Genomic DNA, 23,574 nt, shown 5'->3' on the forward strand with positions numbered 1-23,574 from the left:
CTATATAAATAGAATATGCCTAACATTTTAAAATTAGGCATATTCGTTTTATTCTGTTTTTGAGGCAGGATTGTTATTGTTACCTTTGTTTTTATTTCTATGACGATTAAAGCGTTTTTTAGGTTTATTATTTTGACCCTCTTTATTTTCTTTGCTCGCTGTTGCAGGATTTGTACTATCCGGATTGCTTTGCTGTTTGGCCACTACCTGTTTTGGTGGATTTTGCTCAGCCTTATCACTTTTCTGACCGCTTTTATTTTCCGGTTTAGCATTATTATTGCTCTTGGTTTTCCGTTTTTTCTTTCTTTTGTTGCGGTCATCCAAACGTGTTAAACTATCTTGACCAACTACATTTTCGTAATCGTAGTTGATAATTTTTTCCTCTCGGATATCTTCGGTTTCTATTGCGCTTGATATGGCCTCTGGTTTAATACCCTGCTTATTCATTTCGACAAGTTCTTTGACTTGTTGAACTGGCATTGCAATCCAGTTTTCTGCTCCAGGGAAAGAAAACCACATCATTTTTTTGAAGATATCGGTTTTCTGGAGATAAGCCACACCTTTTAATGTTTCAATACGGTCGATATTGTTAGGAATGTCTTTCAATGCGTCCATATAACTATCCAATTCATAATTGAGACAGCATTTTAACTTACCACATTGTCCAGCTAGCTTTAAGGTATTCAATGATAAATTTTGATAGCGGGCAGCAGAGGTGGATACGGTTTTAAAATCCGTTAACCAAGTAGAACAACATAGTTCGCGTCCACATGATCCAATACCGCCAAGACGGCTCGCTTCCTGACGCATACCGATCTGGCGCATTTCAATCCGTATACGGAATGCTTCAGCCATTTTTTTGATCAATTCACGAAAATCCACACGGCCCTCTGCAGTATAATAAAACGTTGCTTTTGTTTTATCTCCCTGATAGTCTACATCCGAAATTTTCATTAATAAGCCTAGATCCAAAGCAAGTTTACGTGCTTTATGCATGGTTTCCCATTCAAGATCTTTTGCTGCATTATACTTCTCTACATCCACTTCATTTGGCTTCCGATAGATCTTTTTTGTTACCAATTCAGGGGTAACATTGTTCTTTTTTAATTGTAATCGAACTAACTCACCCGTCAAGGAAACGTGGCCAACGTCATATCCCCCTGTTGAGGGCTCTACAACGACCATTTCTCCCATTTCAAGGTATAGGTTGTCTACATTAATAAAGAAATCCTTTCGAGATCCTTTGAATCGTACTTCTACGATATTGAATGGTTTATAGTTTGATGGCATATCCATATCGGAAAGCCAGTCATATACATCTAATTTATTACATCCGCTAGTCATGCAAGAGCCATTATTTTGACATCCTGCCGGTGTACCACTTGCTGTGGTAGTACCGCAACCTCCGCCGGATGAGCAACTGCCACATCCCATAGTTTTCTATTTATATATATTGAGTTCCTTTCGGAAACGTTTTGTATTTGTATATTAATGTTAATTGCAAAGATAAATCTAAAAATAATATTTTAGGGTTTGCATTTCTTTCTACAAAATAATGCGTTTCCTCAAATAGATTTATTGTTTCTTCAATTTGTTCTATGCTATAATGTACTGCAAATTTTTGGACAAAATCCAATTCTTTGGCAGGTAAAAATACGAGACTGGAGAGTCCTTCCTTAATCAAAATAATCTGCCGCATCATGTTGATCGCATAAAAAAGAAAGCTCTTTTGATTTTCGCGACCCATTTTGGACAAATCCTCTTCAACTAAAGAAATCATGTTTGTTCCTGCGTCCGATACGATAAATCGCAGCCAGTTTACCAAAATGCCAAAATGATTATTGGTCTGAGTATTGAGTTGATTAAGCGCTTCTTGTAAGTTTCCATCAGCTATGAAAGCTATTTCAGATGCTTCCTGATCAGAAAGATGTTGCGCAGTCTTCAAATACTGTGAGACTTCAGTATGATCTAGTTTCTTAATTTTGACCAGTTGTGTCCGAGAAATAATGGTATTTAAAATTTTATCTTGATTCTCTGCAACCAAAATAAATAACGTTTTTTCGGGCGGTTCTTCAATCAATTTTAATAATGCGTTGCCTTGGGTATCCAAGTATTCGGGCAACCACATGATCAAAACTTTATATTCAGCCTCAAAAGCTTTAAGACTCAATTTCTTGATGATACCATGTGCTTCAGCAATATTAATATTGACCTGTTTATTATCTGCATCCAACTGATTTCGCCAGTATTCCAAACCCATATAGGGATTGGTTAAAAAGGACTTTCGCCAGTTTTCAGCATAGTCTGTCGCTGTATCTTCTTTGTGTTTGGCAATAAAAGGATAAGACATGTGCAAATCTGGATGAATCAGTTTGCCATATTTTCGGCAAGAAGCACATTCTCCACAACTATCCGTAGTTTGTTTATTTTCACAGTTTAAAAACTGAGCATATGCATAAGCTAGTGCAAGGCTTCCGGAGCCCTCAGGGCCTAGAAATAATTGCGCATGGCTCACACGGTTTTCATGAACCGTACGAACAAGATGTTCTTTGATGTCTTTATGCCCAATGATATCTTTAAACTGCATACACTATTGCTATTATACAAATGTAATAAATATTGTGATTTATCAGGGTGAATTTGCTTTCTATACTTTTGAAAGCGTGCTTATTAATTGAAATACAATCGCTTATTTAAGTGCAATAAATCTTCGTATGTGGAAAGAAAGGCATTTACAAATCTCAAAAATATTGATTAATTTGTGTATTATTGCACATAATAATTAGTAATTAGGAAATGAGATTCATTGTATCAACATCAATTTTATTAAAGCAGTTACAAGCTATCAATGGAGCATCTAGTACAAGTACTGTTTTACCAATATTGGAAAACTTTCTTTTTGAAATAAAAGACAATAACTTGACTATTTCTGCTACGGATTTACAGACGAGTATGGTTACTTCTTTGCAGATTGAAGCAAAAGAAGAAGGAAGAGTAGCTATGCCTTCTAAGATTTTGATAGAAACACTAAAAACTCTCCCAGATCAGCCCGTTGCTTTTTCAGTAGACATGAATACATTGGCTATTGAAATCAGTGCAGGTGATGGTAAATATAAATTGAGCGGAGAAAATGCAGATGATTTTCCTAAAATTCCTTCTATTGATAACGGATCTATTATAGAAATGCCGGCTCCGGTTCTTTCGGAGGCTATCAGTAAGACTATCTTTGCGGTAAGTAACGATGAATTGAGACCAGCGATGTCTGGGGTTTTAGTGCAATTGGCTGAGAAAAATGTGACTTTTGTTTCTACAGATGCACATAAATTGGTACGTTACACAAGATCGGATATCAGTGCTGAAAAACCTGCTTCACTTATTCTACCTAAGAAAGCACTTTCTTTATTAAAATCGTCATTACCTTCGGATGATACAAAAGTATCTATCGAATATAATCAGACTAATGCATTTTTTAGTTTTGGTAATATCAATCTGATCTGTCGTTTGATCGATGAGCGTTACCCTGACTATGCTGCGGTAATTCCTCAGGTCAATCCAAATAAGCTGACGGTTGATAGATTACTTTTCTTAAACACTTTGAGAAGAGTTGTTATTTTCGCAAATAAAACAACACATCAAGTACGTTTGAAGATATCAGGTAGCGAATTGAATATCTCTGCTGAAGATTTGGATTTCTCCAACGAAGCCCACGAGCGTTTGTCTTGTCAATTCGAAGGGGATGATATGGAGATCGGATTTAACGCTAAATTTTTGGTTGAAATGTTAAATAACCTTGAAAGCGAAGAGGTTGTTATCGAGATGAGTACGCCAAACCGTGCCGGTTTATTGATTCCTGCGACGTCTGAAGATCACGAGGACATTTTGATGTTGGTTATGCCAGTGATGTTAAATAACGCTTAATCTTCTTATCGGTTTTGGAAATAATTACACACCTTATTGACTTTATTCTCCATATTGATAAACATTTGGTTGAAATTGTCAATGATTATCAATTATGGACATACCTTATTTTGTTTCTTATCATTTTTGTAGAAACGGGTGTGGTCGTAATGCCTTTTTTACCTGGAGATTCTTTGCTGTTTGCTGGCGGAATGCTTGCTGCACAACCGAATGAACTGAATGTTTGGTTGATGATATTGATTCTGCTGATTGCTGCAATATCAGGCGACTCTCTTAACTATTCCATCGGAAAGCATTTTGGGATGCGATTGACAAAATTCAAACTTTTTGGAAAACAGGTTGTCAAGGATGAACAGATTGCAAAAACACACGCTTTCTATGAAAAGTATGGAAGTAAAACGATTGTCATAGCTCGTTTCGTACCTATCGTTCGTACTTTAGCACCATTTGTTGGTGGTATTGGCAAGATGAATTATGGTACTTTCATTACTTACAATATAGTAGGAGCTGTGTTGTGGGTGGGCGGCATAACATTAGCCGGCTATTTTTTGGGTAATATTCCAATTATTCGAGATAATTTTTCGAAAGTGGTACTACTGATCATTTTTATTTCAGTACTGCCTATTATATTTGAATTGGTAAAAGAAAAAATAAAAACTAAAAAGGGAGTTCAATAGGACTTCCTTTTTTTCTGAAATTGTCTGTTTTCTATTGGTCAGAAAGAACCTTCAGCTGATTTTCATAGTTGTTGGAGCTTACAGAGAGCATGAAGGTTTTATTTATCGAATATGGATTTTGTTTATCTACTGGTCGATTTTATCCTACATATTGATCAACACCTGTTGCAGATTGTCAATACCTATGCTGGATGGACTTATTTCATTCTATTCTTGATTATATTTGCTGAAACAGGATTTGTGGTTACACCATTCCTTCCGGGGGATTCAGTATTATTTGCATTGGGAGCCATTATTGCCCGACCAGAAAGCAACCTTTCACTGTCACTTTTCCTATTTATTCTAATATGTGCGGCTATTTCTGGCGATTTTGTGAATTATGAGATAGGTAAATATTTTGGAATTCGAGTTTTTAAACCAGACTCAAAAATTTTTAAACCATCCTATCTTCAAAAAACACAAGATTTCTATGCTAAATATGGTACTAAAACCATTGTTTATGCTCGTTTTGTACCTATCGTCCGAACCTTTGCCCCTTTTGTAGCTGGTATTGGTAAAATGCCATACCGTATTTTCGGCAAATACAATATAGCAGGTGGTATATTATGGGTATCGTTATTTATTCTAGCGGGTTACTTTTTTGGGCAGATTCCTTTTTTCAAGCAGAATTTTTCCCTAGTTGTATTAGCTATCATATTTATTAGCCTAATACCCATGTTGATACAGTTTTTAGCGGTTAAAAGGTCAAAAAAAGATTAAACGTTAAATACTAAAGTCAGTCTTTTAAGGTTAAAGGATTGATATGAAATACTTCATTTTAGCATTTACCTTATTTGTCACACAGCTTGCTTTGGGGCAACGTGCCTCTGTCGATCGGCGCCAAGCAAAAGAGGCTTACGATCTGTTGAATAAAATCCGAACAAATCCCGAGAAATATAAAAAGGAATTAAAGCTTTTCAATCTACAAAAGGTTACCCGAACAAAGCTTAATTGGAACAAGCAGCTTGCCGAAGTTGCAGAATATCGGGCTAAAGATATGGCCAAACGGTCTTATTTTGATCATGTCTCTCCTGAAGGCTATGGACCCAATTATTTTATCGAAGAAGCCGGATACGAGTTAAATCAGTCTTGGCTAAAAAAAAGGAGCGCCAATAATTTTGAATCCATTGCTGCTAATCGTGCTAGTGCAACCGATGCTATTAAAGCATTGATTATCGGAAGAGAAGCGCCAGGTTATCATCATCGTACGCATTTGTTGGGTATGGATCAATGGAACGGATCACTATATGATATCGGGATTGGTTATGTGAAGTGCAAAGGAGCTAGTCCTTATGAAAGCTATCTCGTTGTTATTATTGCAAAGCATGATTGGTAAATAAACTATCCTATTTGGAGGTAATTTGAGGAGTATCAGCAATTAATCTATGTTGCGTCTTCAACTTTTATTCGAAAAGTCATACCTTTGCATATGATAAAATCCATGACAGGATATGGCACGGCTTCCAAAGAGAACGGTAAAGTCAAATATAGTGTCGAAATAAAGTCCTTAAATTCAAAATTCCTTGAATTAAATCTTCGTCTGCCCAAAGTAGTTTCGGACAAAGAATTGACCTTGCGTACTGAATGCAGTAAGCTTATTGAACGCGGAAAAGTTAATCTGAATGTAACCGTAGAATATGCTGATCAAACAGCCAAGGCTTCATCTATCAATGCTGATTTACTGAAAAAATATTATGGTCAATTGCAGCAGATCGCAAATGAGCTAAATGATACAAATGTCAATCTATTCGAATTGGCGTTAAATATGCCTGAAGTTGTCACCAACAATGACGATACCGTTGATGATGAAGAATCTAGCGTATTGATGGATGCTTTTTATGATGCGGTAAGACATTTCAATACATTCCGTGAAGATGAAGGAAATGTATTGGCTCAAGATCTAAAAAAGAGAGCTGAAATGATTTTGACCTATTTGGGCGAAGTGGAAGCACTCGAAGTTGAACGTATCCCTTTGATCAGACAACGTATAGAGCAATTTCTCAATGATAGCGTGGGTAAAGAGAATGTAGATCAGAATCGTTTTGAACAGGAGCTTGTTTATTATATCGATAAATTAGATGTCACTGAAGAGAAAGTTAGGTTGCGTTCCCACTGTAACTACTTTCTAAAAGCCTTTGATTCTGACGATTCAAATGGTAAGAAATTAGGTTTTATCTCTCAAGAAATGGGCCGTGAAATCAATACCTTGGGATCTAAAGCTAATCACGCTGGTATACAGCAGATTGTGGTTAGAATGAAGGAAGAATTAGAAAAAATAAAAGAGCAGTTGCTCAACGTATTATAAGGATGAGCGGTAAATTAATTATTTTCTCAGCACCGTCGGGCGCTGGAAAAACAACTATAGTAAGAGACCTTTTAAGTAAACATGGGGATAAAATAGAATTTTCTATTTCTGCGAGTACCCGTGATCCAAGGGGACAGGAAGTCGATGGAAAAGACTACTACTTTATGTCCAAAGAAGAATTTTTGCATAAAGTGGCCAAACAAGAGTTTATCGAATTTGAAGAGGTCTATTCTGGTACATTTTATGGTACTTTGCGTTCCGAAATCGAACGTATCTGGAAAGAGGGTAAAAATGTTATTTTCGATATTGATGTCGTCGGAGGATTACGTCTGAAATCTAAATTTCCAGAGCAGGCAATCTCTATATTTGTGCAACCACCATCATTAGAAGTACTTAAAGAACGTCTAACTGGACGTGGCACAGATTCGGAGGAAAAACTACAGGAAAGATTTGCCAAAGCGGAATTAGAACTAACCTATGCGAATAAGTTTGATGTAATCCTGAAAAATTTTGATTTAGCTACAGCTTGCGCTGATGCTGAGGAAATTGTAATGGGCTTCATCAATAAATAAAGGGCGAAATGAAAAAAATTGGTTTGTTTTTTGGTTCCTTTAATCCGGTGCATGTTGGGCATTTGATTATAGCAAATTACATGGCCAATTTTACTGGACTGGAAGAAGTGTGGTTTGTGGTATCTCCACAGAATCCATTTAAGAAAAAATCTACCTTAGCGGATCCCTACGATCGTTTAGAGATGCTCAATCTGGCAGTGGAAGATTGTGAACATTTGCGTGTGAGCGATATTGAATTTCATTTACCAGTACCGTCTTATACAATAGATACTTTAACGTATCTAAAAGAAAAATATCCAAATAGAGAATTTGTGCTTTTGATGGGGGAGGATATCTTAGAGTCGTTGGAGAAATGGAAGAATGCGGAGATTATTTTGCGTGATTATCATATTTATGTGTACCCTCGTCCGGGTTATGATGGAGGAAAACTAAAGAATCATCCTTCAATAACCATGACAGATACACCATTAATGGAACTCTCTTCTACTTTTCTGCGAAAAGCGATCAAAGAGAATAAGAATATTCAGTTTTTTACACCGCAAAAAGTTATTGATTTTATAGATAAAAAGGGTCTTTATTCATAAGGACTGCAAAATATACAAAGTGAATCCCTGGATCTCTTAGGAAGTCTGGGGATTTTTGTTTTCTATGTGGTAGAAAAGCTAATTGTGCAGCGCATAGCTTTGGAAAATGTAGATATATCGAAAGTGATACCTTTATAGATCAGAAGTAAATAATATTTATGGTATTAGATTTAACAAATGGAATTGTTTTTGGTAGGAATAATTTCTTTACTTTTAAATAGCATTATGTATACTTTATGAGAAGTTTAATTTTATTATTTATTTGCCTAGGTAGTTGGACTTGGGCTTTTGCACAGACAGAAAACGAGGAGGGAAGTAATTATATCATGGATCCCGCTGCTATTGAATTCAGGACAAAGATGACAATACCACCTTATAGTCTGGCGAAGGTGAAAGCTTTGATTGCTAAATTATCTCCGGTAGCGGATAAAGATGGGACAGATACTGGTGTGCTTGCTCTTTCTGCAACGGATTTTAAGAATTTAAGTTTACGCGAAAAATTTACGTATACCATGATTCATGCGGAGGTATATGCTCAGAATTGCGATATACCAGAAAATCAGAAAGCTATTGACAAGAAAATATTTGGTAAATTGCTCGGTGGTTTTAATGAAGCTTGGTGGTCAGAAAGACAGACTGACTTTTTGCAGGAAAACAGAGATTCGGTTATGAAATTGATTCAAGAGTCTGTCTTGAGAAGCAAACGAATGGGAGTGAATTATAAGGAGACGATTGAACAGATCAATGGCTGGCAAATGATTCCATTTATTATTGAATATGCAAAGAAAACCCCTAAAGATAAGGATGCATTAACTTTGCTGTTGTTGCTGATGAAACGTGGCGAGTATAGCGAATTTATGAAGTCTACATCCTTCAAAAAGTTATATGGGGAGACAAGTAATTACTATTCCTACTTGGATTATAATCAAGAAAACGAAGCACTAATATATCGTAGAGCAATGGGGTATTACAATGAAAAAAAAGGTAAATAAAATATGGGCTTGCTGCCTGATCTTGCTAGGTTTTATCAGTAATCCGAGTTTTGGCCAAGAATATCAGGAATATAAAGATATTGCCTGGAATGAACCTCGGTCAAAAGATTCAGCTTATTATGCGATGCGGGAAAGAGCAAGCATACCACCTTTTGGTCTCAAAAAGGTTCAAGACTTAGTAGAGCAACAATCAAAAAAGCTTCCGGAAGAAGCATTGGTAGACTATAACGCCGGAATTTCGAGAGCCGACTTTGATAAGCTGAGCTTTGAAGAGAAGTTTACTTATATAATGATCTATCCTGAAATTTACAGTCAGGCTTGTGCGGAGCGAATGTTTGTATTTAACCCCCAAAGTAAAATATTTGCGCAATTGCTTTTTGTTTATAATGGTGTCTTTTGGAGTGAACGACAGCTTCATTTTATGAAGAAAAATAAAAAAAGAGTAATAGATCTGATCATAGATCAAGCGAACCTAAACAATGTACTCGGATTGAATTATAAAACTGCATTAATAGAAATTGACGCTTGGGAAAGTATTCCCTTTTTGCTCAGTTTCTATCAAAAGAATCCAAAGGACAAAGATATATTGACTACTTTGCTTCAGCTATTGAAAACGTCAAATTTTGGAGCATTTGAACAGTCTAAAATATACAACAAGTTATACGGAGAAAATACGCATTCTGATAGTTGGGTAAATTTTTCAAATGCCAACGAAGAGTATATTGTTGAATCTGCTCAAGCATTATATAAAAAACGTCTAAATCAGTGAGACAAGCACTATCCATATTGATTTTGTTTCTCTTGAGCTATATATCATTAATAGGGCAGGAGAAGGGATATGTTTTGATTCCCGGGGGAGATTACCAACTGGGGGATACGATGAGTCTGGATAATCCGAATAGAACAGTACATATAGAGCCTTTTTGGATTGCCCAATACGAACTGACCAATGCTGAATTTGAAAAATTTGTACAGGCGACGGGCTATCAGACTTTGGCCGAACGATATCATAATGCGATGGTATTTGAGCCTGGACTTGCGGAATTCAGATGGCTGCAAGACAGCACTGCTTATTGGCGTTTCCCAAATGGGATAAGCCGTGGTGGTATAGTAGACAAAATGGATCATCCTGTCACTTGTATATCTTTTAAGGACGTATTGGCTTATTGCACTTGGGCTGATTGCAGGTTACCCAGTTTTGAGGAGTGGGAAGTTGCTGCGCGGGCCGGTAGTGATGGACGTTATTTTGAGGGGGTGAATAAAGAAAATATAGGTCAATATGCTAATATATGGCATAGCAGGGATCACCTTAAAGCAGACTATTCGGATGGTTATATGTATACTTCCCCCGTAGGGGCATTCAAACCAAATCCATGGGGACTTTATGATGTATTTGGTAATGTATTTGAATTTTGTTCGGGCAAGCTAAATAGAGATGGGGAGCGTTATGTGGCTCATGCAAGAGGAGGGTCATGGTGGTGCAGTAGAAATAGCTGTTCGGCATTCAATACGGTCTATATTGGTTCTGTTAGCCCGAATGCCTCATTCAGTAATCTCGGATTTAGGATAGTAAAAAAAGCCTTTACCCCGAAGGATAAAGACTTTTAAAACAAAAAATCTTAAAAGGTTGATTTTTTATCTTCCCATCCAGCCACCATCGACAGTAAGGATGGAGCCATGCACGTAATCTGCTGCTTTTGAAGCAAGGAATACCGCTGGTCCTTTAAAGTCTTCCGGTGTACCCCAGCGTCCAGCAGGTATACGGTCCAAGATAGATTTAGAACGTTCTGGATCGTCTCTCAATGCTTCCGTATTATCCGTTGCAATATAACCTGGAGCAAAACCATTTACATTCACTCCCTTAGAGGCCCATTCATTTGCAAAAGCCTTTACCAATGACCCTATTGCACCTTTGGAGGCCGCATATCCGGGAACGTTGATACCGCCTTGAAAAGTCAATAACGATGCCGTGAATACAATTTTTCCAGTTCCACGTGAAATCATATCTTTTCCAATTTCCCTGGTCAGGATGAATTGTGCATTTTGATTGATTTCGATGATTTCATCCCAGTACTCATCGGGATGTTCAGCTGCTGGTTTACGCAGAATATTTCCGGCATTGTTGAAAAGGATGTCTATGGTTGGATGCTCCGATTTTACTTTTTCAATAAACTGATAGAGTTCGGTTCTTTTTGAAAAATCACATTGGTAAGCATAAAAATTCCTTCCTAATGCTTGGATGGATTTTTCTACTGCGGACCCTGTTGTCTCCAGCGATGCCGAAACACCAATGATATCTGCCCCAGCTTCCGCTAATGCTTCGGCGATAGCTTTACCTATCCCTCTTTTACAGCCAGTTACCAAAGCGACCTTCCCGGTCAAATCAAAAGATTGCAGTATGGACATTATTTTGAGTATTTTATCGTTAATGGTTGATTTAAGTTATTTCTAAATTCTTTGATATAGGATTGCCATTGATCAAAACTGGTTATTTTTCCTGCTTTATTGAATGCAGCTCCAGCAAAATAGGTCAAAGGGTTGTTGTTTTTGACCGTAGTTGCCAATAAAAACTGTTTTGGACTATCCTTAAATACATATTTTACTTTATTAGGCAAGATCACGGCGGTCCCGGTGATTTTATCCCCCTCAGCAGGCTCCCAATAAGCCAAAATGCCATTTTTGTTGTCGTTTAAGAGCTGAGGTTTATCCTCTTTTCGTTTGGCAAGACCAACGACTACAGGGGTGCTGCTTGAAGTCGTATTTTTGATTGCATAACATATTTTGTTCAGTTGGCTTCCCGCGTCCAGAGAGACTGTTTTTTCAACTTGTATATTTTGACCCTTTACATTTTCTGGCTCATAGATAAGCTTAAACGTAGTCCGTAAAGGACCATTATCTAAGACTTCGTATTGACGATAATGTTTGTGATAGACGACCTGCTGATCAATAAATGGAGTTGCGTCGCCTACACCTAGTGTTTGACCCACAGAATAGTAATCCAAACCTTTACCATGATCGGCATGATAATCCCCTGTTTTATACCATTCGTCAATAATAAGATCATTCGTCCTTTTGGACCAAAAATCAAATCCTTGGGCATCTTCAGAGCTGCCTTCTAATGCTTTTCCATAGGCTCTGAATGCAGCAATGTCATTTTCCCAGGCAAAGTCATCTTTACGTTCGGGGACATAACGCGCAAATGTCTTGGTAGTAACGGTTTTTGGAGTATTTCCAGTTACACCAAAAGTCAAAGCACTTTTAGGCGCAATAGATACTTTTATCAGTACATTTTGAGGGGTTGGCTGTCCTAGCTTTTCCAATTGGTAAGCCAGTTCCGCTTTATCCTTGCTATCAACAATCGTAAAGACATTTTTCTTCAACTCAAAATGTTTTTCGAATGTTGCATAAGGAATACTGATCAGCTCTGTTCTAGATACGGCTGAAGGATTTTTAACCGTAATCGTCTTATTGTTTTGGGCAAAGGCGATGCTTGAAAGCCCCAGCGTTAAACTTAATATGAATGTTCTTTTCATTTGATAATGGATTAAAGAGAAAAGATATCTAAATACTACTTAAGCTCAGTGATAGCGCGCTTATCCATATCATCGTAGTCGAGATTTTCGCCCGCCATACCCCAGATAAACGTATAGTTGGATGTTCCAGCTCCTGAGTGAATTGACCAAGGTGGAGAAATGACAGCCTGATCATTATGCATCCAGATATGACGTGTTTCGTCTATCGGTCCCATAAAATGAGATACAGCCTGACCTTCTGGTAACTCAAAGTAAAAATAAACCTCCATACGACGGTCATGCGTATGCGATGGCATCGTATTCCACACGGATCCTGGCTTAAGCTCTGTCATTCCCATTTGTAGCTGACAGGTTTGTACAACTTTATTCAATAACATTTGGTTGATTGTACGGTGGTTGGCTGTTTCCAGAGATCCTAATTCTATTTTATTAGCATCTTCCTTAGTGACCTTTTTGGTAGGATAACTCTGGTGCGCTGGTGTTGAGTTTAAATAAAACTTTGCCGGATTCGCACTTTCTTGACTTGAAAAATAGATATCTTTTGCGCCTTGTCCGATATAGAGAGCTTCTTTGGTTTTAAGTTCATACAATGTTCCATCTACTTCTACCTGCCCATTGCCACCAACATTGATAATACCCAATTCTCTTCTAGAAAGAAAGTAAGGTTCTTTTAATAATTCAGGGATTGTTTCTAATTTAATTTTAGAATTTACGGGCATTGCACCACCAGCCATGTAACGGTCATAGTGTGTGTAGACAAAGTTAACTTTATCAGTTTCAAAAACTTTTTCAATGAGAAAATTATCTCTTAATCCTTGTGTATCTAATGTTTTGTATTCTTTCGGCCCGATTGCATAGCGGGATTCAAAATTAATGCTCATAACGGAATGATTTTTCTTTATTTGAAAGCTAAATTTAGGGCTAATATTTCTCAAAAACGATACAATCTTACGCAATCGATGTCGTACTTATGTAAAGGATCTATTAAGACAAATTTTCTTGCGGTTTTTATTTTTCAGATTTGCTAACTTCGTATATGGTAAAGAAGAAACCGAATATTTTAGTTGTTAATGACGATGGTATCACAGCTCCGGGAATAAAGGTGTTGTTAGAAGAAATGCAAAAAATTGGTAATGTGGTTGTCGTAGCACCAGATTCGGCACAGTCGGGTATGGGGCATGCGATTACGCTTGGTAGACCACTTCGATTGGATAAAATCAATCTCTATGAGGGAGTTGAGATGTACCAATGTTCTGGAACACCGGTTGATTGTGTCAAGCTTGCTGTTAATAAAGTCTTCAAGGGACAGAAGCCAGATATCTGTGTGTCCGGTATTAACCATGGGCTCAATAATTCAATTAACGTGTTATACTCTGGGACAATGTCTGCTGCGGTCGAAGGAGCTATCGAGGGAATACCTTCTGTTGGCTTTTCGTTGGATAATTTTTCCCATGATGCAGACTTCAGCTACTGTAGGCCTTATGTAATTTCCATAACGGAACAGGTTTTGGCCAATGGTTTACCCAAAAATACACTGCTAAATGTCAATTTTCCACAAACACAAGGATTTAAAGGGATTAAAATCTGCAGACAGGCTGGAGGACATTGGGTAGAGGAATTTGATGAACGTATTGATCCACATAACCGTGATTATTATTGGACGACAGGAAAGTTTGTCTTACAAGACCGTGGAGAAGATACGGATAGTTTTGCGCTAGCAAATGGCTATGTTTCAGTTGTTCCTACACAATTCGACATGACTGCACATCATGCTATCCCAGAACTGAATTCATGGAGTTTTGATCATTTGGAAGGTACGACGAAACACAGCAAAGGTGAGAAATAATCTTTGGGCAGGCTCGGGCATAGGAATTGCTTTCCCCTTACTGGCATTTTTGTTGGTGCGTTTTACCGACATCGAACTTCATTTTCTGCCCGAGAAGCCAATGGCAACATATACCATTGCCGTTTTGATCAATTTGATTTTCTTAAGGTTTGCATACCGTTCAGGTAATGATCAGGTAGGGAAAGGAATTATCATCATGACATTTTTGTCCATGATATTATATTTAATTACACATAAAGTGACAGTATAAAACGAAATGTAAAGATATCCGGGCTATACAGGGAAGGTTATTTACGAGTTTTTTATTGTTTATTTTTTTAAGAGGAATAAGATGAAATTAACATTGGGGTTTTCTCCTTGTCCAAACGATACATTTATTTTTGATGCTTTGATCCACCATAAAATTGATACAAAGGGGCTGGATTTTGATGTGGAATATCAGGACGTTGAGACATTAAATTTGAAGGCATTTCAAGGAGATCTGGACATCACCAAACTGAGTTATCATGCTTTTGCTTATGCCGTTGAAGACTATGAATTATTGGATGCAGGTAGCGCCTTGGGCTTTGGTGTAGGGCCAATGCTGATCACAAAAGATGCGACTTTGGCCGAAATGCTCCAAGCGAAGTTAAAAAGTGGTGACGGTTTGGGTGAATTCGATAAGTTAAAGGTGGGATATCCGGGGAAGTTTACGACAGCAAATTTCCTGTTGGGTCTGGCATTTCCGGAATTAACCAATAAAATAGAACTGGTTTTTTCTGATATTGAAGGAGCGTTATTGGATGGTTCTATTGATTTGGGGCTTATTATTCATGAAAATCGGTTTACTTATGCAGAAAAAGGACTGTATAAAGTAGTCGATTTGGGGGAATATTGGGAAAGTACGACAAAATTTCCGATTCCGCTTGGTGGTATTGTCGTAAAACGTTCGTTGCCGAAAGATGTGAAAGCCACGCTTAATGCAATTTTAAAAGAAAGTGTTGAATTTGCTTTTGCAAATCCAAAGTCCGGATTGGAGTTTATCCGTAGTCATGCGCAGGAGATGAGTGAGGAGGTGATGTATAAGCATATTGAACTGTATGTCAATAAATATTCCGTTGAATTGGGTGTCGAAGGACGTAATGCTATTACTAAGATGTTTCAGAAAGCACAAGAAATGGGCTTTATCCCACATTCGGATAAAAAACTCTTTCTTTCTTAGTATCGTACCTTATATCAAGTGTATGTATTAGTAGGTTGCTTGTGTGAAAACTCTACCGTTTGGATCCAAGTGTGGCTATTTTGGATTTAAAGAGCAAATAATCAGGATCTCAAGAACACGAGATCCTCGATAATAGGATAAATTGAGCCGTGCAGAATAAGAAGCTAATCCGATAGAAAAAAATAACGCAAAAAAAATAGTGGTAAGCTGTTAGATATCATATCTAATAACTAAATTTGCCCGATTAGTGTCAAATTGTCTGCAATTTTACTTTGGAGTCATTATTGTACAAAATCTTTAGTTGAGATAGAAAAAAAATTATGTTAAAGTTTTTAAGTAAATTATTTGGAAGTAAATCCGAAAGAGATATCAAGGGGATTCAGCCAGTTGTAGAGCAAATCAAAGCTGAATATGATAAACTTTCAAATCTAACCAATGACGAGTTACGTGCCAAGACCGCTGACTTCAAAGAAAGAATTAAAAATTACCTTGCAGATATTGACCAAGAAATAGATACGCTTAAAAAAGAGGCGGATCAAGATGAGGACGATATGGCTAAAAAGACTTCTATTTATGAGCAAGTAGACAAATTGTCTAAAGATCGTGATAAGAAGTTGGAAGAGGTATTGAAGGATATTTTACCAGAAGCATTTGCTGTGGTGAAGGAAACTTCAAGACGTTTGACAGAAAACGAAGAATTGGAAGTTACTGCCAGTGATTTTGACAGAGAGTTGGCTGTCTACAAGCCAAACGTTATTATCAATGGTGATAAAGCCATTTGGAAAAACAAATGGATGGCTGCTGGTACAGAGGTAACCTGGAACATGGTACATTATGATGTACAGTTGATCGGTGGTATTGTACTACATAGCGGTAAGATTGCTGAGATGGCTACTGGTGAAGGTAAGACATTGGTCGGAACTTTGCCAACCTATCTGAACGCACTTTCTGGACAAGGGGTGCATATCGTGACCGTGAATGATTACCTTGCCCGTCGTGACTCTGAATGGAACGCCCCATTATTTGAATTCCACGGTTTATCAGTAGATTGTATTGATAAACATCAACCAAACTCGCCGCAACGCCGTAAAGCTTACCAATCGGATATCGTATATGGTACGAACAACGAATTTGGTTTCGACTATTTACGTGATAATATGGTTCAGACACCTGATGCATTGGTGCAAGGAAAATTGCATTTTGCCATGGTCGATGAGGTTGACTCGGTTTTAATTGACGATGCCCGTACACCATTGATTATTTCAGGTCCGATCCCTCGTGGTGATCAACATGAGTTCTATCAATTGAAACCACGTATTGAGCGTTTGGTACATGTTCAAAAGACTTATATCAATACCGTATTAAATGATGCTAAAAAAGCATTGGCTGCAGGTGATTCTGATGTAGAAGGTGGTGGCCTAGCTCTATTAAGAGCTTACAGAGGTTTACCTAAAAATAAAGCCTTAATCAAATTCTTGAGTGAAGGTGCTAATCGTTCTATCTTGCAAAAAGTAGAAAACTACTATATGCAAGAGCAAAATAAAAATATGCCTAAAGTTGATGCGGAGCTTTATTTTGTCATCGATGAGAAGAACAATCAGGTTGAACTGACTGAAAAAGGTATTGAATTGATCACAGCCACAGGAGAGGATCCTTCATTCTTTATTCTACCTGATGTAGGTACTGAGATCGCGGAAATTGAAAAGTCTTCATTGACTTTGGAAGAAAAAGCCGCTCAGAAAGAAGACATGTTACGCGATTACTCTATTAAGGCTGATCGTATCCACTCGATCAACCAATTATTGAAAGCATATACCTTATTCGAGAATGATGTAGAATATATCGTTGACGAGGGTAAAGTGAAAATTGTCGATGAGCAAACAGGCCGTATTATGGATGGTCGTCGTTACTCGGACGGTTTACACCAAGCGATCGAAGCGAAAGAAAATGTAAAAGTCGAAGATGCTACACAGACTTATGCGACGATTACATTGCAAAACTACTTCCGTATGTACCACAAACTTTCGGGGATGACTGGTACTGCTTCAACAGAAGCTGGAGAGCTTTGGGAAATCTATAAATTGGATGTTGTTGAAATCCCTACGAATCGTGGAATCCAACGAAATGACCAACAGGATTTTATTTATCGTACTGCACGTGAAAAATATAATGCAGTGGCGGAAGAAATCCAACGTCTGACAGAACAAGGTCGTCCTGTATTGGTTGGTACAACATCGGTAGAAATTTCCGAATTATTGAGCCGTATGCTTCAATTACGGAAGATCAAACATAATGTCTTGAATGCGAAGTTGCACCAGAAAGAAGCCGATATCGTTGCAGAGGCTGGTCAACCGGGCCAAGTAACCATTGCTACGAATATGGCTGGTCGTGGTACCGATATTAAATTGACCGAGATCGTTAAAAACGCTGGGGGTCTTGCGATTATTGGTACTGAGCGTCATGAGTCGCGCCGTGTTGACCGTCAGTTACGTGGTCGTGCAGGTCGTCAAGGAGATCCAGGATCATCACAATTCTTTGTTTCCCTGGAAGATAACTTAATGCGTCTATTTGCTTCTGAAAGGATCTCCAATATCATGGTAAAAATGGGTGTTGAAGAGGGCGAAGTGATGCAACATAGCATGTTGACCAAATCTATCGAGCGTGCACAACGTAAGGTTGAGGAGAACAACTTCGGTATTCGTAAACGTCTATTGGAATACGATGACGTCATGAACTCCCAACGTACAGTAATCTATTCAAAACGTAAAAATGCTTTGTTTGGAGAGCGTTTAGACGTGGATTTGAATAATATGATCTTTGACGTTGCAGAGGAGATTGTTGCTGAAGCCAAAGAGCAAGGTAATTTCGAAGACTTCCAAATCGAAGTAATCCGTATTTTTGCGATTACTCCGGAAATTACTGCAGAAGAGTTTGCGCAAGGTAAGATTGAAGGATTGACAGATCGTCTTTTCGAACAAGCAATTAACGCTTACCATCATAAAATTGACGCAATTGGCGCATTGACAGTTCCTGTATTGAATAATGTGTATGCAGAACGTGGTCAGATTGTTGAAAATGTGGTTATTCCATTTACAGACGGTATCCGCGGTATCCAAGTTTCTGCTAATTTGAAGAAAGCGATTGAGACCAATGGTAAAGAGGTTTTCAAATCGTTTGAAAAAGGAATCGTCTTGGCATTGATCGATGAAGCATGGAAAGAGCATTTACGTGAAATGGATGATCTAAAACAATCTGTTCAAAATGCTGTTTATGAACAAAAGGATCCGATTATTATCTATAAAATGGAAGCCTTTAACTTGTTTAAATCCATGTTGGCTTCTATGAACAAGGATGTCGTGAGCTTTATTTTCAAAGGTGAGATTCCTGGACAGGAAACAACTTCATTACAAGCTAGACAAGTGAATCAAGCTCCGGTAAAGACGGTTGAAACAAAAGCAGAATTAGTTTCACCAACAGGTGTTAGTGAAGAAGATGTGAATGATGGACCGAAAGAACCTGTTCGTAACGAAAATACAGTAGGACGCAATGACGAATGTCCTTGTGGTTCAGGAAAAAAATATAAAAATTGCCACGGCGCAAATAACTAATCGCTAAGAAAAGTTAAACTATGCTGAAGAGAGGATTGATTTTCATACATGCACTTGTGCTATTTACGATCGTTAATGTAAAAGCGCAAGAAAAGGGTGGAGTTATTGTAACCAAAGATTCTTTGATTACACAGCTTCAAAATTTTAGGGCTGCCATGGGAATCAATCCTGTCGAAAGCAAAATCACAACAGTTCCTTCGAAACCTGTTGTACGTTCTGCTGCAACAAGAGTCAAAGTGAGAGGCTTTCGCGTACAGATCTTTGCTGGATCTAGTCGAAATCAAGCTTTTTCCGAGCAAACTCGTTTTCGGGGAATGTATAAAGATGTTGATACCTATATCACCTATGATGAACCCAATTATCGGGTGAAGGTGGGCGACTTTAGAAGTCGTTCCGAGGCAAATGCGTTTATGCGTGAGCTTCGTCAATATTTTAGTAACGTTTTCGTATTTTCAGAAAGCGTTTTTGTCTATCAATAAATCAAACAACCTCATGGCAAGTACGAAAGAAAAAGTCCTGGCCTTAGCCCATCAATATTTCGAAGATACAGTCGCTAACCGTAGATATCTTCATCAAAACCCTGAACTTTCCTTTGAAGAGTATAATACTTCGGCATTTGTAAAGGGGCAGCTGGATCAATTAGGCATCCCTTACGAAGTAAAAGCAGATACGGGTATTGTAGCTCTAATTAAAGGTGAACTCCCTTCAGATGAAGTAATCGCATTGCGAGGGGATATGGATGCATTACCTATTCAGGAAGTCGAAGGACGGCCTTATGGATCCAATAACCCGGGCGTCATGCACGCTTGTGGCCATGATGTACATACATCCTCGCTTTTGGGAACCGCGAAGATATTACATAGCTTGAAAGCTGAATTTGGCGGTACGGTAAAATTAATCTTCCAACCAGGCGAAGAACGTTTACCCGGCGGAGCATCCATAATGATCAAAGAAGGAGCACTACAAAATCCAGCACCTTCTGCTATAATAGGTCAACATGTAATGCCGTTTATCGAAGTTGGCAAAGTCGGATTTCGTGAAGGTAAGTATATGGCTTCCTGTGATGAGTTATTTATGACCGTTAAAGGAAGAGGAGGGCACGGTGCACATCCACATCAGAATATTGATCCGATTGTGATCACAGCACATATTATTACGGCTTTACAGCAGATCGCAAGCCGCTTTGCAGATCCGCGTACACCGACGGTTTTGTCTTTTGGCAAAATCATCGCAAATGGTGCAACAAATATTATTCCCGACCAAGTTTATCTCGAGGGTACATTTCGTACATTCGATGAGAAATGGCGCGCTGAAGCACACGAGAAGATGGTAAAAATGGCTGTTGGAATCGCTGAAAGTATGGGTGCTACCTGTGATTTTGAGGTTCGCAAAGGCTATCCATTTTTGATCAATGAGCCTGAACTGACGAAGAGTGCGCGTACTTTTGCGGAGGAATATCTTGGAAAAGAGAATGTCGTGGATTTAGATCTATGGCCTGCTGCCGAAGATTTTTCCTACTACTCACAAGAAATCAATGCTTGTTTCTACCGACTGGGCACAGGAAATAAAGCGAAAGGAATAACTTCTGCAGTTCATACACCAACCTTCGATGTTGACGAATCCTCGTTGGAGATCAGTACAGGACTAATGGCGTATATCACGTTGCGCAGATTAGGCTATTAGCTCTTTAGTATGTCATCGCATCATATCGTTCGTGAGAACCAGGAGCCTGCTCTGCTGATTGAAGACCTTTTTCTCATAGAAGAAGAAGATTTGGGGCAATTGCTTGAATGGAGTCCAACAATTGTTATCGAAAACAATATGGTTGATCCATTGGATGCTAGAGGATACAAGTTTGATATTGTTTTTGCGCAGACCCAAGCGAATCAAGCACAGGAGAATTTAAAAGTAATTCCATATATCGATAATTTTTTGCAATCAGCCATTGGCTATCTCATTAAACATCAGTATAAAGCGGTCAATATTATTACGGATCAAATAGGTCTTGCATACTATCAACACTATTTGGATCTGATTAATGTGGTCTTGTTAGCTAAGGGGGGACGCTACTATTTTGTCACTACCGGTTTTACAAAATGGAAAACAGGGGGTGAACAGCTAACAATAGATTCCCAAAGTGAAGAAATTACAACAGAGGGGCTTCGGAAAATTGGTGAAGATCTTTATGAAACAGTGACGGATGGCTTATTTACCCTCAGATTTTCGAAATCAAAATATATTTTAATAGGAGAGACAATCTCATGATAACAATAGAATTAGCCGAACAGACAGATATCCGTAGTATTTCTAATATGGCACATATTATATGGCCTGATGCTTATGGAGAAATACTTTCAAAAGACCAGATAGATTTTATGCTGGAGAAAAGCTATACCATTGAGGGCTTAGCTGAAGGAATGGTAGGTGGACAGTTCTTTTATATTCTGAAGGAAGACGGTATTGGCCAAGGTTTTGTTGCATTGAAAACTCTTGCAGATAAACTTCGTATTGAAAAGCTCTATTTGATGCCCAATGTACAGGGAAAAGGTTTTGGGAAAGCATTGATTGACTTTGCTATCGAAAAAGCGAAAGTCAAAGGCAAAGGTATTTTGGAACTCAATGTCAATAGAAATAACCCTGCTTACCATTTCTATTTAAAGCAGGGTTTTCAGGTTACCGAAACGGTTGATATTGCCTATTATGACTATGTGCTCAATGACTATGTCATGCAGCTGGCAATAGATCGTACAGCGTCTTCCTAGTCTTTTAATTTTTCCACACGCGAAGGAGTTTGCTTGCCTTCTACAATACCTGAAGCTCCAATCGCAATAGCTTCGATACTGGAGATAATATTTTGAACGTTTAATGTAGCGACTTCATCCTTTACTGTGTGGTAATACTCATCTTTATCCATTTGGGAAGTCGAGAAAGAATGCGCAGGAACACCTTTTGCGGCTAACACAGCATTATCACTGCGATAGAATAAATTTTGCTTTATATAAGGATCTGAATAAAATTTGAACGTTGTGTTCTTTAGGTTTTCTTGCATTAATTTGCCTAAATCGGATTGATCATATCCTGTTATATAGACAGTATTGGGACCAAATTTTGAATCTTTTCCGATCATTTCCATGTTGATCATTGCTACGACCTGGTCGGCATTGATGTGATTAGAAAAATATTTTGAACCATACATGCCGAGCTCTTCTGCTGTAAATGCCACAAAAATAAGCGTCCTTTCATTGTTGTTTTTCTTTTTATAGTAGTCTGCAAGTGTCAACATCGCTGTTACTCCCGAAGCATCGTCATCTGCTCCATTGGCAATCGAGTCCTGTCCAACAGCAGGTAATATGCCGATATGGTCATAATGGCCGGAGAAAATTACATATTCATTTGGTTTACTTTTTCCGGGGATAACTCCTGCAACATTAAAAAGTGGAAAGTTTTGAAGGTTCCGTTCAATATGAATGTGGAATGTTTTTGGTTTTTCTTTTGTCAGCAGATAAACTATTGAGGGTTTTTGTATACTCGAATCTTCAATAAACTTGGGATTGCTGAGCATCTGACCAAAACGAACAAAAGAGGTTTCAAAGGATGGATCTACTAGTACAAGCGTATTTTCCTTGGATAGGGACTGTTCCCGAAAGGCTTGGGCGAAATCCGCATCCGATGTAATATTAACGATTTTGATGGGACTCTTATCATCCCATTTGAGGTCCACATGGTTCCCAAGCGATATGATATGCTCAGCAGGAATTGTCTTTTTATTTATAGTTGCTGCATTGCTTTTTGGCGAGAGTTTGTCCAGTTGGAATGTCTGTCTGAAAGATTCTTCCGCATAAGGTTTGAGTCCTATTTTTTTCATTTCTCCGGCGATAAAATCTGCTGCAGGCTCGATGTCTTTTGTCAAAGCCGATCGTCCACGCATATCATCCGAAGCCAAGGTATTTAAGATACGGCTCACGTCCTCACGTTGCTGGTCGGAAATTACTTGCTGTCCAAATGTCATGGAAGATAGCGCAATTAACGATAAGGCTAAAAATATTTTAGGTGCTGATTTCATAAAGTTAGTAATGTTCGGATGAAGATAATGATTTCGCCTGTAATTTTAGCGGAAATTTGTAGTGCCTTAGCATAAACCCATGTCATCTTTATGCTAAAGGTCATGACTGTTGAAATGGAGATGTTAATGAGTCCGGGAAAATATGCTTTCGATAAAACTTTCGTGGAGGCCATTGAATTGGCAGCAGGCACGAAAGTTCTTGATGGCCTTTGAAGAAAGACAATTCAGAAAAAAAT

General features: G+C 38.2%; 25 protein-coding genes. 19 read left to right on the plus strand and 6 right to left on the minus strand.

All coding sequences use genetic code 11. The features are described from left to right. Positions 1–48: 48 nt before the first annotated feature. On the minus strand, positions 49–1,434 hold the full coding sequence (locus tag M2408_RS18800; protein ID WP_259185200.1) for a regulatory iron-sulfur-containing complex subunit RicT: 1,386 nt from the start codon (positions 1,432–1,434) through the stop codon (positions 49–51). 10 nt (positions 1,435–1,444) lie between these two features. Further along, positions 1,445–2,587 carry a hypothetical protein gene (locus tag M2408_RS18805; RefSeq protein ID WP_259185201.1) on the minus strand — a complete coding sequence of 381 codons (1,143 nt, stop codon included), beginning with the start codon at positions 2,585–2,587 and terminating at the stop codon, positions 1,445–1,447. A 209-nt stretch (positions 2,588–2,796) separates the two neighbouring features. On the opposite strand from M2408_RS18805, the gene dnaN reads away from it, so the two are divergent. From dnaN to M2408_RS18855, 10 genes are all read left to right on the plus strand, one after another. Then, on the plus strand, positions 2,797–3,918 hold the full coding sequence (gene dnaN, locus M2408_RS18810) for a DNA polymerase III subunit beta (RefSeq protein ID WP_104384747.1): 1,122 nt from the start codon (positions 2,797–2,799) through the stop codon (positions 3,916–3,918). A 14-nt stretch (positions 3,919–3,932) separates the two neighbouring features. Continuing rightward, the gene (locus M2408_RS18815) at positions 3,933–4,595 is read left to right on the plus strand and encodes a DedA family protein (protein WP_120261281.1); all 663 of its coding nucleotides are present in this window, start codon (positions 3,933–3,935) and stop codon (positions 4,593–4,595) included. 111 nt (positions 4,596–4,706) lie between these two features. Next, positions 4,707–5,354, plus strand: a complete 648-nt coding sequence (locus M2408_RS18820; RefSeq protein WP_259185219.1) for a DedA family protein — start codon at positions 4,707–4,709, stop codon at positions 5,352–5,354. 43 nt (positions 5,355–5,397) lie between these two features. Next, a complete protein-coding gene (locus M2408_RS18825; RefSeq protein WP_259185231.1) occupies positions 5,398–5,970 on the plus strand; it encodes a CAP domain-containing protein in 573 nt (190 codons plus the stop codon). A 93-nt stretch (positions 5,971–6,063) separates the two neighbouring features. After that, the gene (locus tag M2408_RS18830; RefSeq protein ID WP_120261278.1) at positions 6,064–6,939 is read left to right on the plus strand and encodes a YicC/YloC family endoribonuclease; all 876 of its coding nucleotides are present in this window, start codon (positions 6,064–6,066) and stop codon (positions 6,937–6,939) included. Between the two features lie 2 nt (positions 6,940–6,941). Beyond that, positions 6,942–7,511: a guanylate kinase gene (gene gmk, locus M2408_RS18835; RefSeq protein ID WP_120261277.1), complete on the plus strand. Its 570-nt coding sequence runs from the start codon at positions 6,942–6,944 to the stop codon at positions 7,509–7,511. A gap of 8 nt (positions 7,512–7,519) precedes the next feature. After that, positions 7,520–8,095, plus strand: coding sequence for a nicotinate (nicotinamide) nucleotide adenylyltransferase (nadD, locus tag M2408_RS18840; RefSeq protein ID WP_259185267.1), 576 nt, complete (start codon positions 7,520–7,522; stop codon positions 8,093–8,095). Positions 8,096–8,331: 236 nt separating this feature from the next. After that, positions 8,332–9,087 (plus strand): hypothetical protein, encoded by a 756-nt coding sequence (locus M2408_RS18845; protein ID WP_259185269.1) that lies wholly within the window; start codon positions 8,332–8,334, stop codon positions 9,085–9,087. Continuing rightward, on the plus strand, positions 9,068–9,856 hold the full coding sequence (locus M2408_RS18850; protein WP_259185271.1) for a hypothetical protein: 789 nt from the start codon (positions 9,068–9,070) through the stop codon (positions 9,854–9,856). Before M2408_RS18845 ends, M2408_RS18850 begins: the two co-directional genes overlap by 20 nt. Further along, positions 9,853–10,695: a formylglycine-generating enzyme family protein gene (locus tag M2408_RS18855; protein WP_259185280.1), complete on the plus strand. Its 843-nt coding sequence runs from the start codon at positions 9,853–9,855 to the stop codon at positions 10,693–10,695. The genes M2408_RS18850 and M2408_RS18855 overlap by 4 nt, the downstream gene beginning before the upstream one ends. 27 nt (positions 10,696–10,722) lie before the next feature. Here M2408_RS18855 and M2408_RS18860 read toward each other — a convergent pair whose 3' ends face one another. Genes M2408_RS18860 through kduI form a run of 3 tightly spaced genes read right to left on the minus strand, consistent with a single transcriptional unit; the run spans position 10,723 to position 13,501 of the window. Next, the gene (locus M2408_RS18860) at positions 10,723–11,487 is read right to left on the minus strand and encodes an SDR family NAD(P)-dependent oxidoreductase (protein ID WP_259186170.1); all 765 of its coding nucleotides are present in this window, start codon (positions 11,485–11,487) and stop codon (positions 10,723–10,725) included. Positions 11,488–11,492: 5 nt separating this feature from the next. After that, entirely contained in the window at positions 11,493–12,620 is a 1,128-nt protein-coding gene (locus M2408_RS18865) for a DUF4861 domain-containing protein (RefSeq protein WP_259185291.1), read from the minus strand. Positions 12,621–12,655: 35 nt separating this feature from the next. Continuing rightward, a complete protein-coding gene (gene kduI, locus M2408_RS18870; RefSeq protein ID WP_259185301.1) occupies positions 12,656–13,501 on the minus strand; it encodes a 5-dehydro-4-deoxy-D-glucuronate isomerase in 846 nt (281 codons plus the stop codon). Between the two features lie 155 nt (positions 13,502–13,656). On the opposite strand from kduI, the gene surE reads away from it, so the two are divergent. The 8 genes from surE to M2408_RS18910 all read left to right on the plus strand — a co-directional run bounded on the left by surE (position 13,657) and on the right by M2408_RS18910 (position 22,037). Next, positions 13,657–14,466, plus strand: a complete 810-nt coding sequence (gene surE, locus M2408_RS18875) for a 5'/3'-nucleotidase SurE (RefSeq protein WP_120261270.1) — start codon at positions 13,657–13,659, stop codon at positions 14,464–14,466. Next, the gene (locus M2408_RS18880) at positions 14,456–14,716 is read left to right on the plus strand and encodes a hypothetical protein (RefSeq protein ID WP_259185316.1); all 261 of its coding nucleotides are present in this window, start codon (positions 14,456–14,458) and stop codon (positions 14,714–14,716) included. Before surE ends, M2408_RS18880 begins: the two co-directional genes overlap by 11 nt. A gap of 81 nt (positions 14,717–14,797) precedes the next feature. Beyond that, a complete protein-coding gene (locus M2408_RS18885; RefSeq protein WP_259185318.1) occupies positions 14,798–15,667 on the plus strand; it encodes a menaquinone biosynthesis family protein in 870 nt (289 codons plus the stop codon). A gap of 320 nt (positions 15,668–15,987) precedes the next feature. Beyond that, positions 15,988–19,275, plus strand: coding sequence for a preprotein translocase subunit SecA (gene secA / locus M2408_RS18890; RefSeq protein WP_259185331.1), 3,288 nt, complete (start codon positions 15,988–15,990; stop codon positions 19,273–19,275). A gap of 20 nt (positions 19,276–19,295) precedes the next feature. Further along, on the plus strand, positions 19,296–19,754 hold the full coding sequence (locus M2408_RS18895) for an SPOR domain-containing protein (RefSeq protein WP_120261266.1): 459 nt from the start codon (positions 19,296–19,298) through the stop codon (positions 19,752–19,754). Positions 19,755–19,767: 13 nt separating this feature from the next. Beyond that, positions 19,768–20,958, plus strand: coding sequence for a M20 family metallopeptidase (locus M2408_RS18900; protein ID WP_259185338.1), 1,191 nt, complete (start codon positions 19,768–19,770; stop codon positions 20,956–20,958). 9 nt (positions 20,959–20,967) lie between these two features. After that, entirely contained in the window at positions 20,968–21,540 is a 573-nt protein-coding gene (locus tag M2408_RS18905; RefSeq protein WP_259185340.1) for a thiamine diphosphokinase, read from the plus strand. Continuing rightward, a complete protein-coding gene (locus tag M2408_RS18910; protein WP_259185342.1) occupies positions 21,537–22,037 on the plus strand; it encodes a GNAT family N-acetyltransferase in 501 nt (166 codons plus the stop codon). The genes M2408_RS18905 and M2408_RS18910 overlap by 4 nt, the downstream gene beginning before the upstream one ends. Here M2408_RS18910 and M2408_RS18915 read toward each other — a convergent pair. Next, positions 22,034–23,338 carry a M20/M25/M40 family metallo-hydrolase gene (locus M2408_RS18915; protein WP_259185354.1) on the minus strand — a complete coding sequence of 435 codons (1,305 nt, stop codon included), beginning with the start codon at positions 23,336–23,338 and terminating at the stop codon, positions 22,034–22,036. The genes M2408_RS18910 and M2408_RS18915 overlap by 4 nt on opposite strands. Positions 23,339–23,428: 90 nt before the next feature. Between M2408_RS18915 and M2408_RS18920 the strand changes: the two genes are divergently transcribed. Beyond that, a complete protein-coding gene (locus M2408_RS18920) occupies positions 23,429–23,551 on the plus strand; it encodes a hypothetical protein (protein WP_259185356.1) in 123 nt (40 codons plus the stop codon). Positions 23,552–23,574: the final 23 nt, after the last annotated feature.

The sequence above is a fragment of the Sphingobacterium sp. BIGb0165 genome (assembly GCF_024810095.1).
In the GTDB taxonomy this organism is placed as follows: Bacteria; Bacteroidota; Bacteroidia; order Sphingobacteriales; family Sphingobacteriaceae; genus Sphingobacterium; species Sphingobacterium detergens.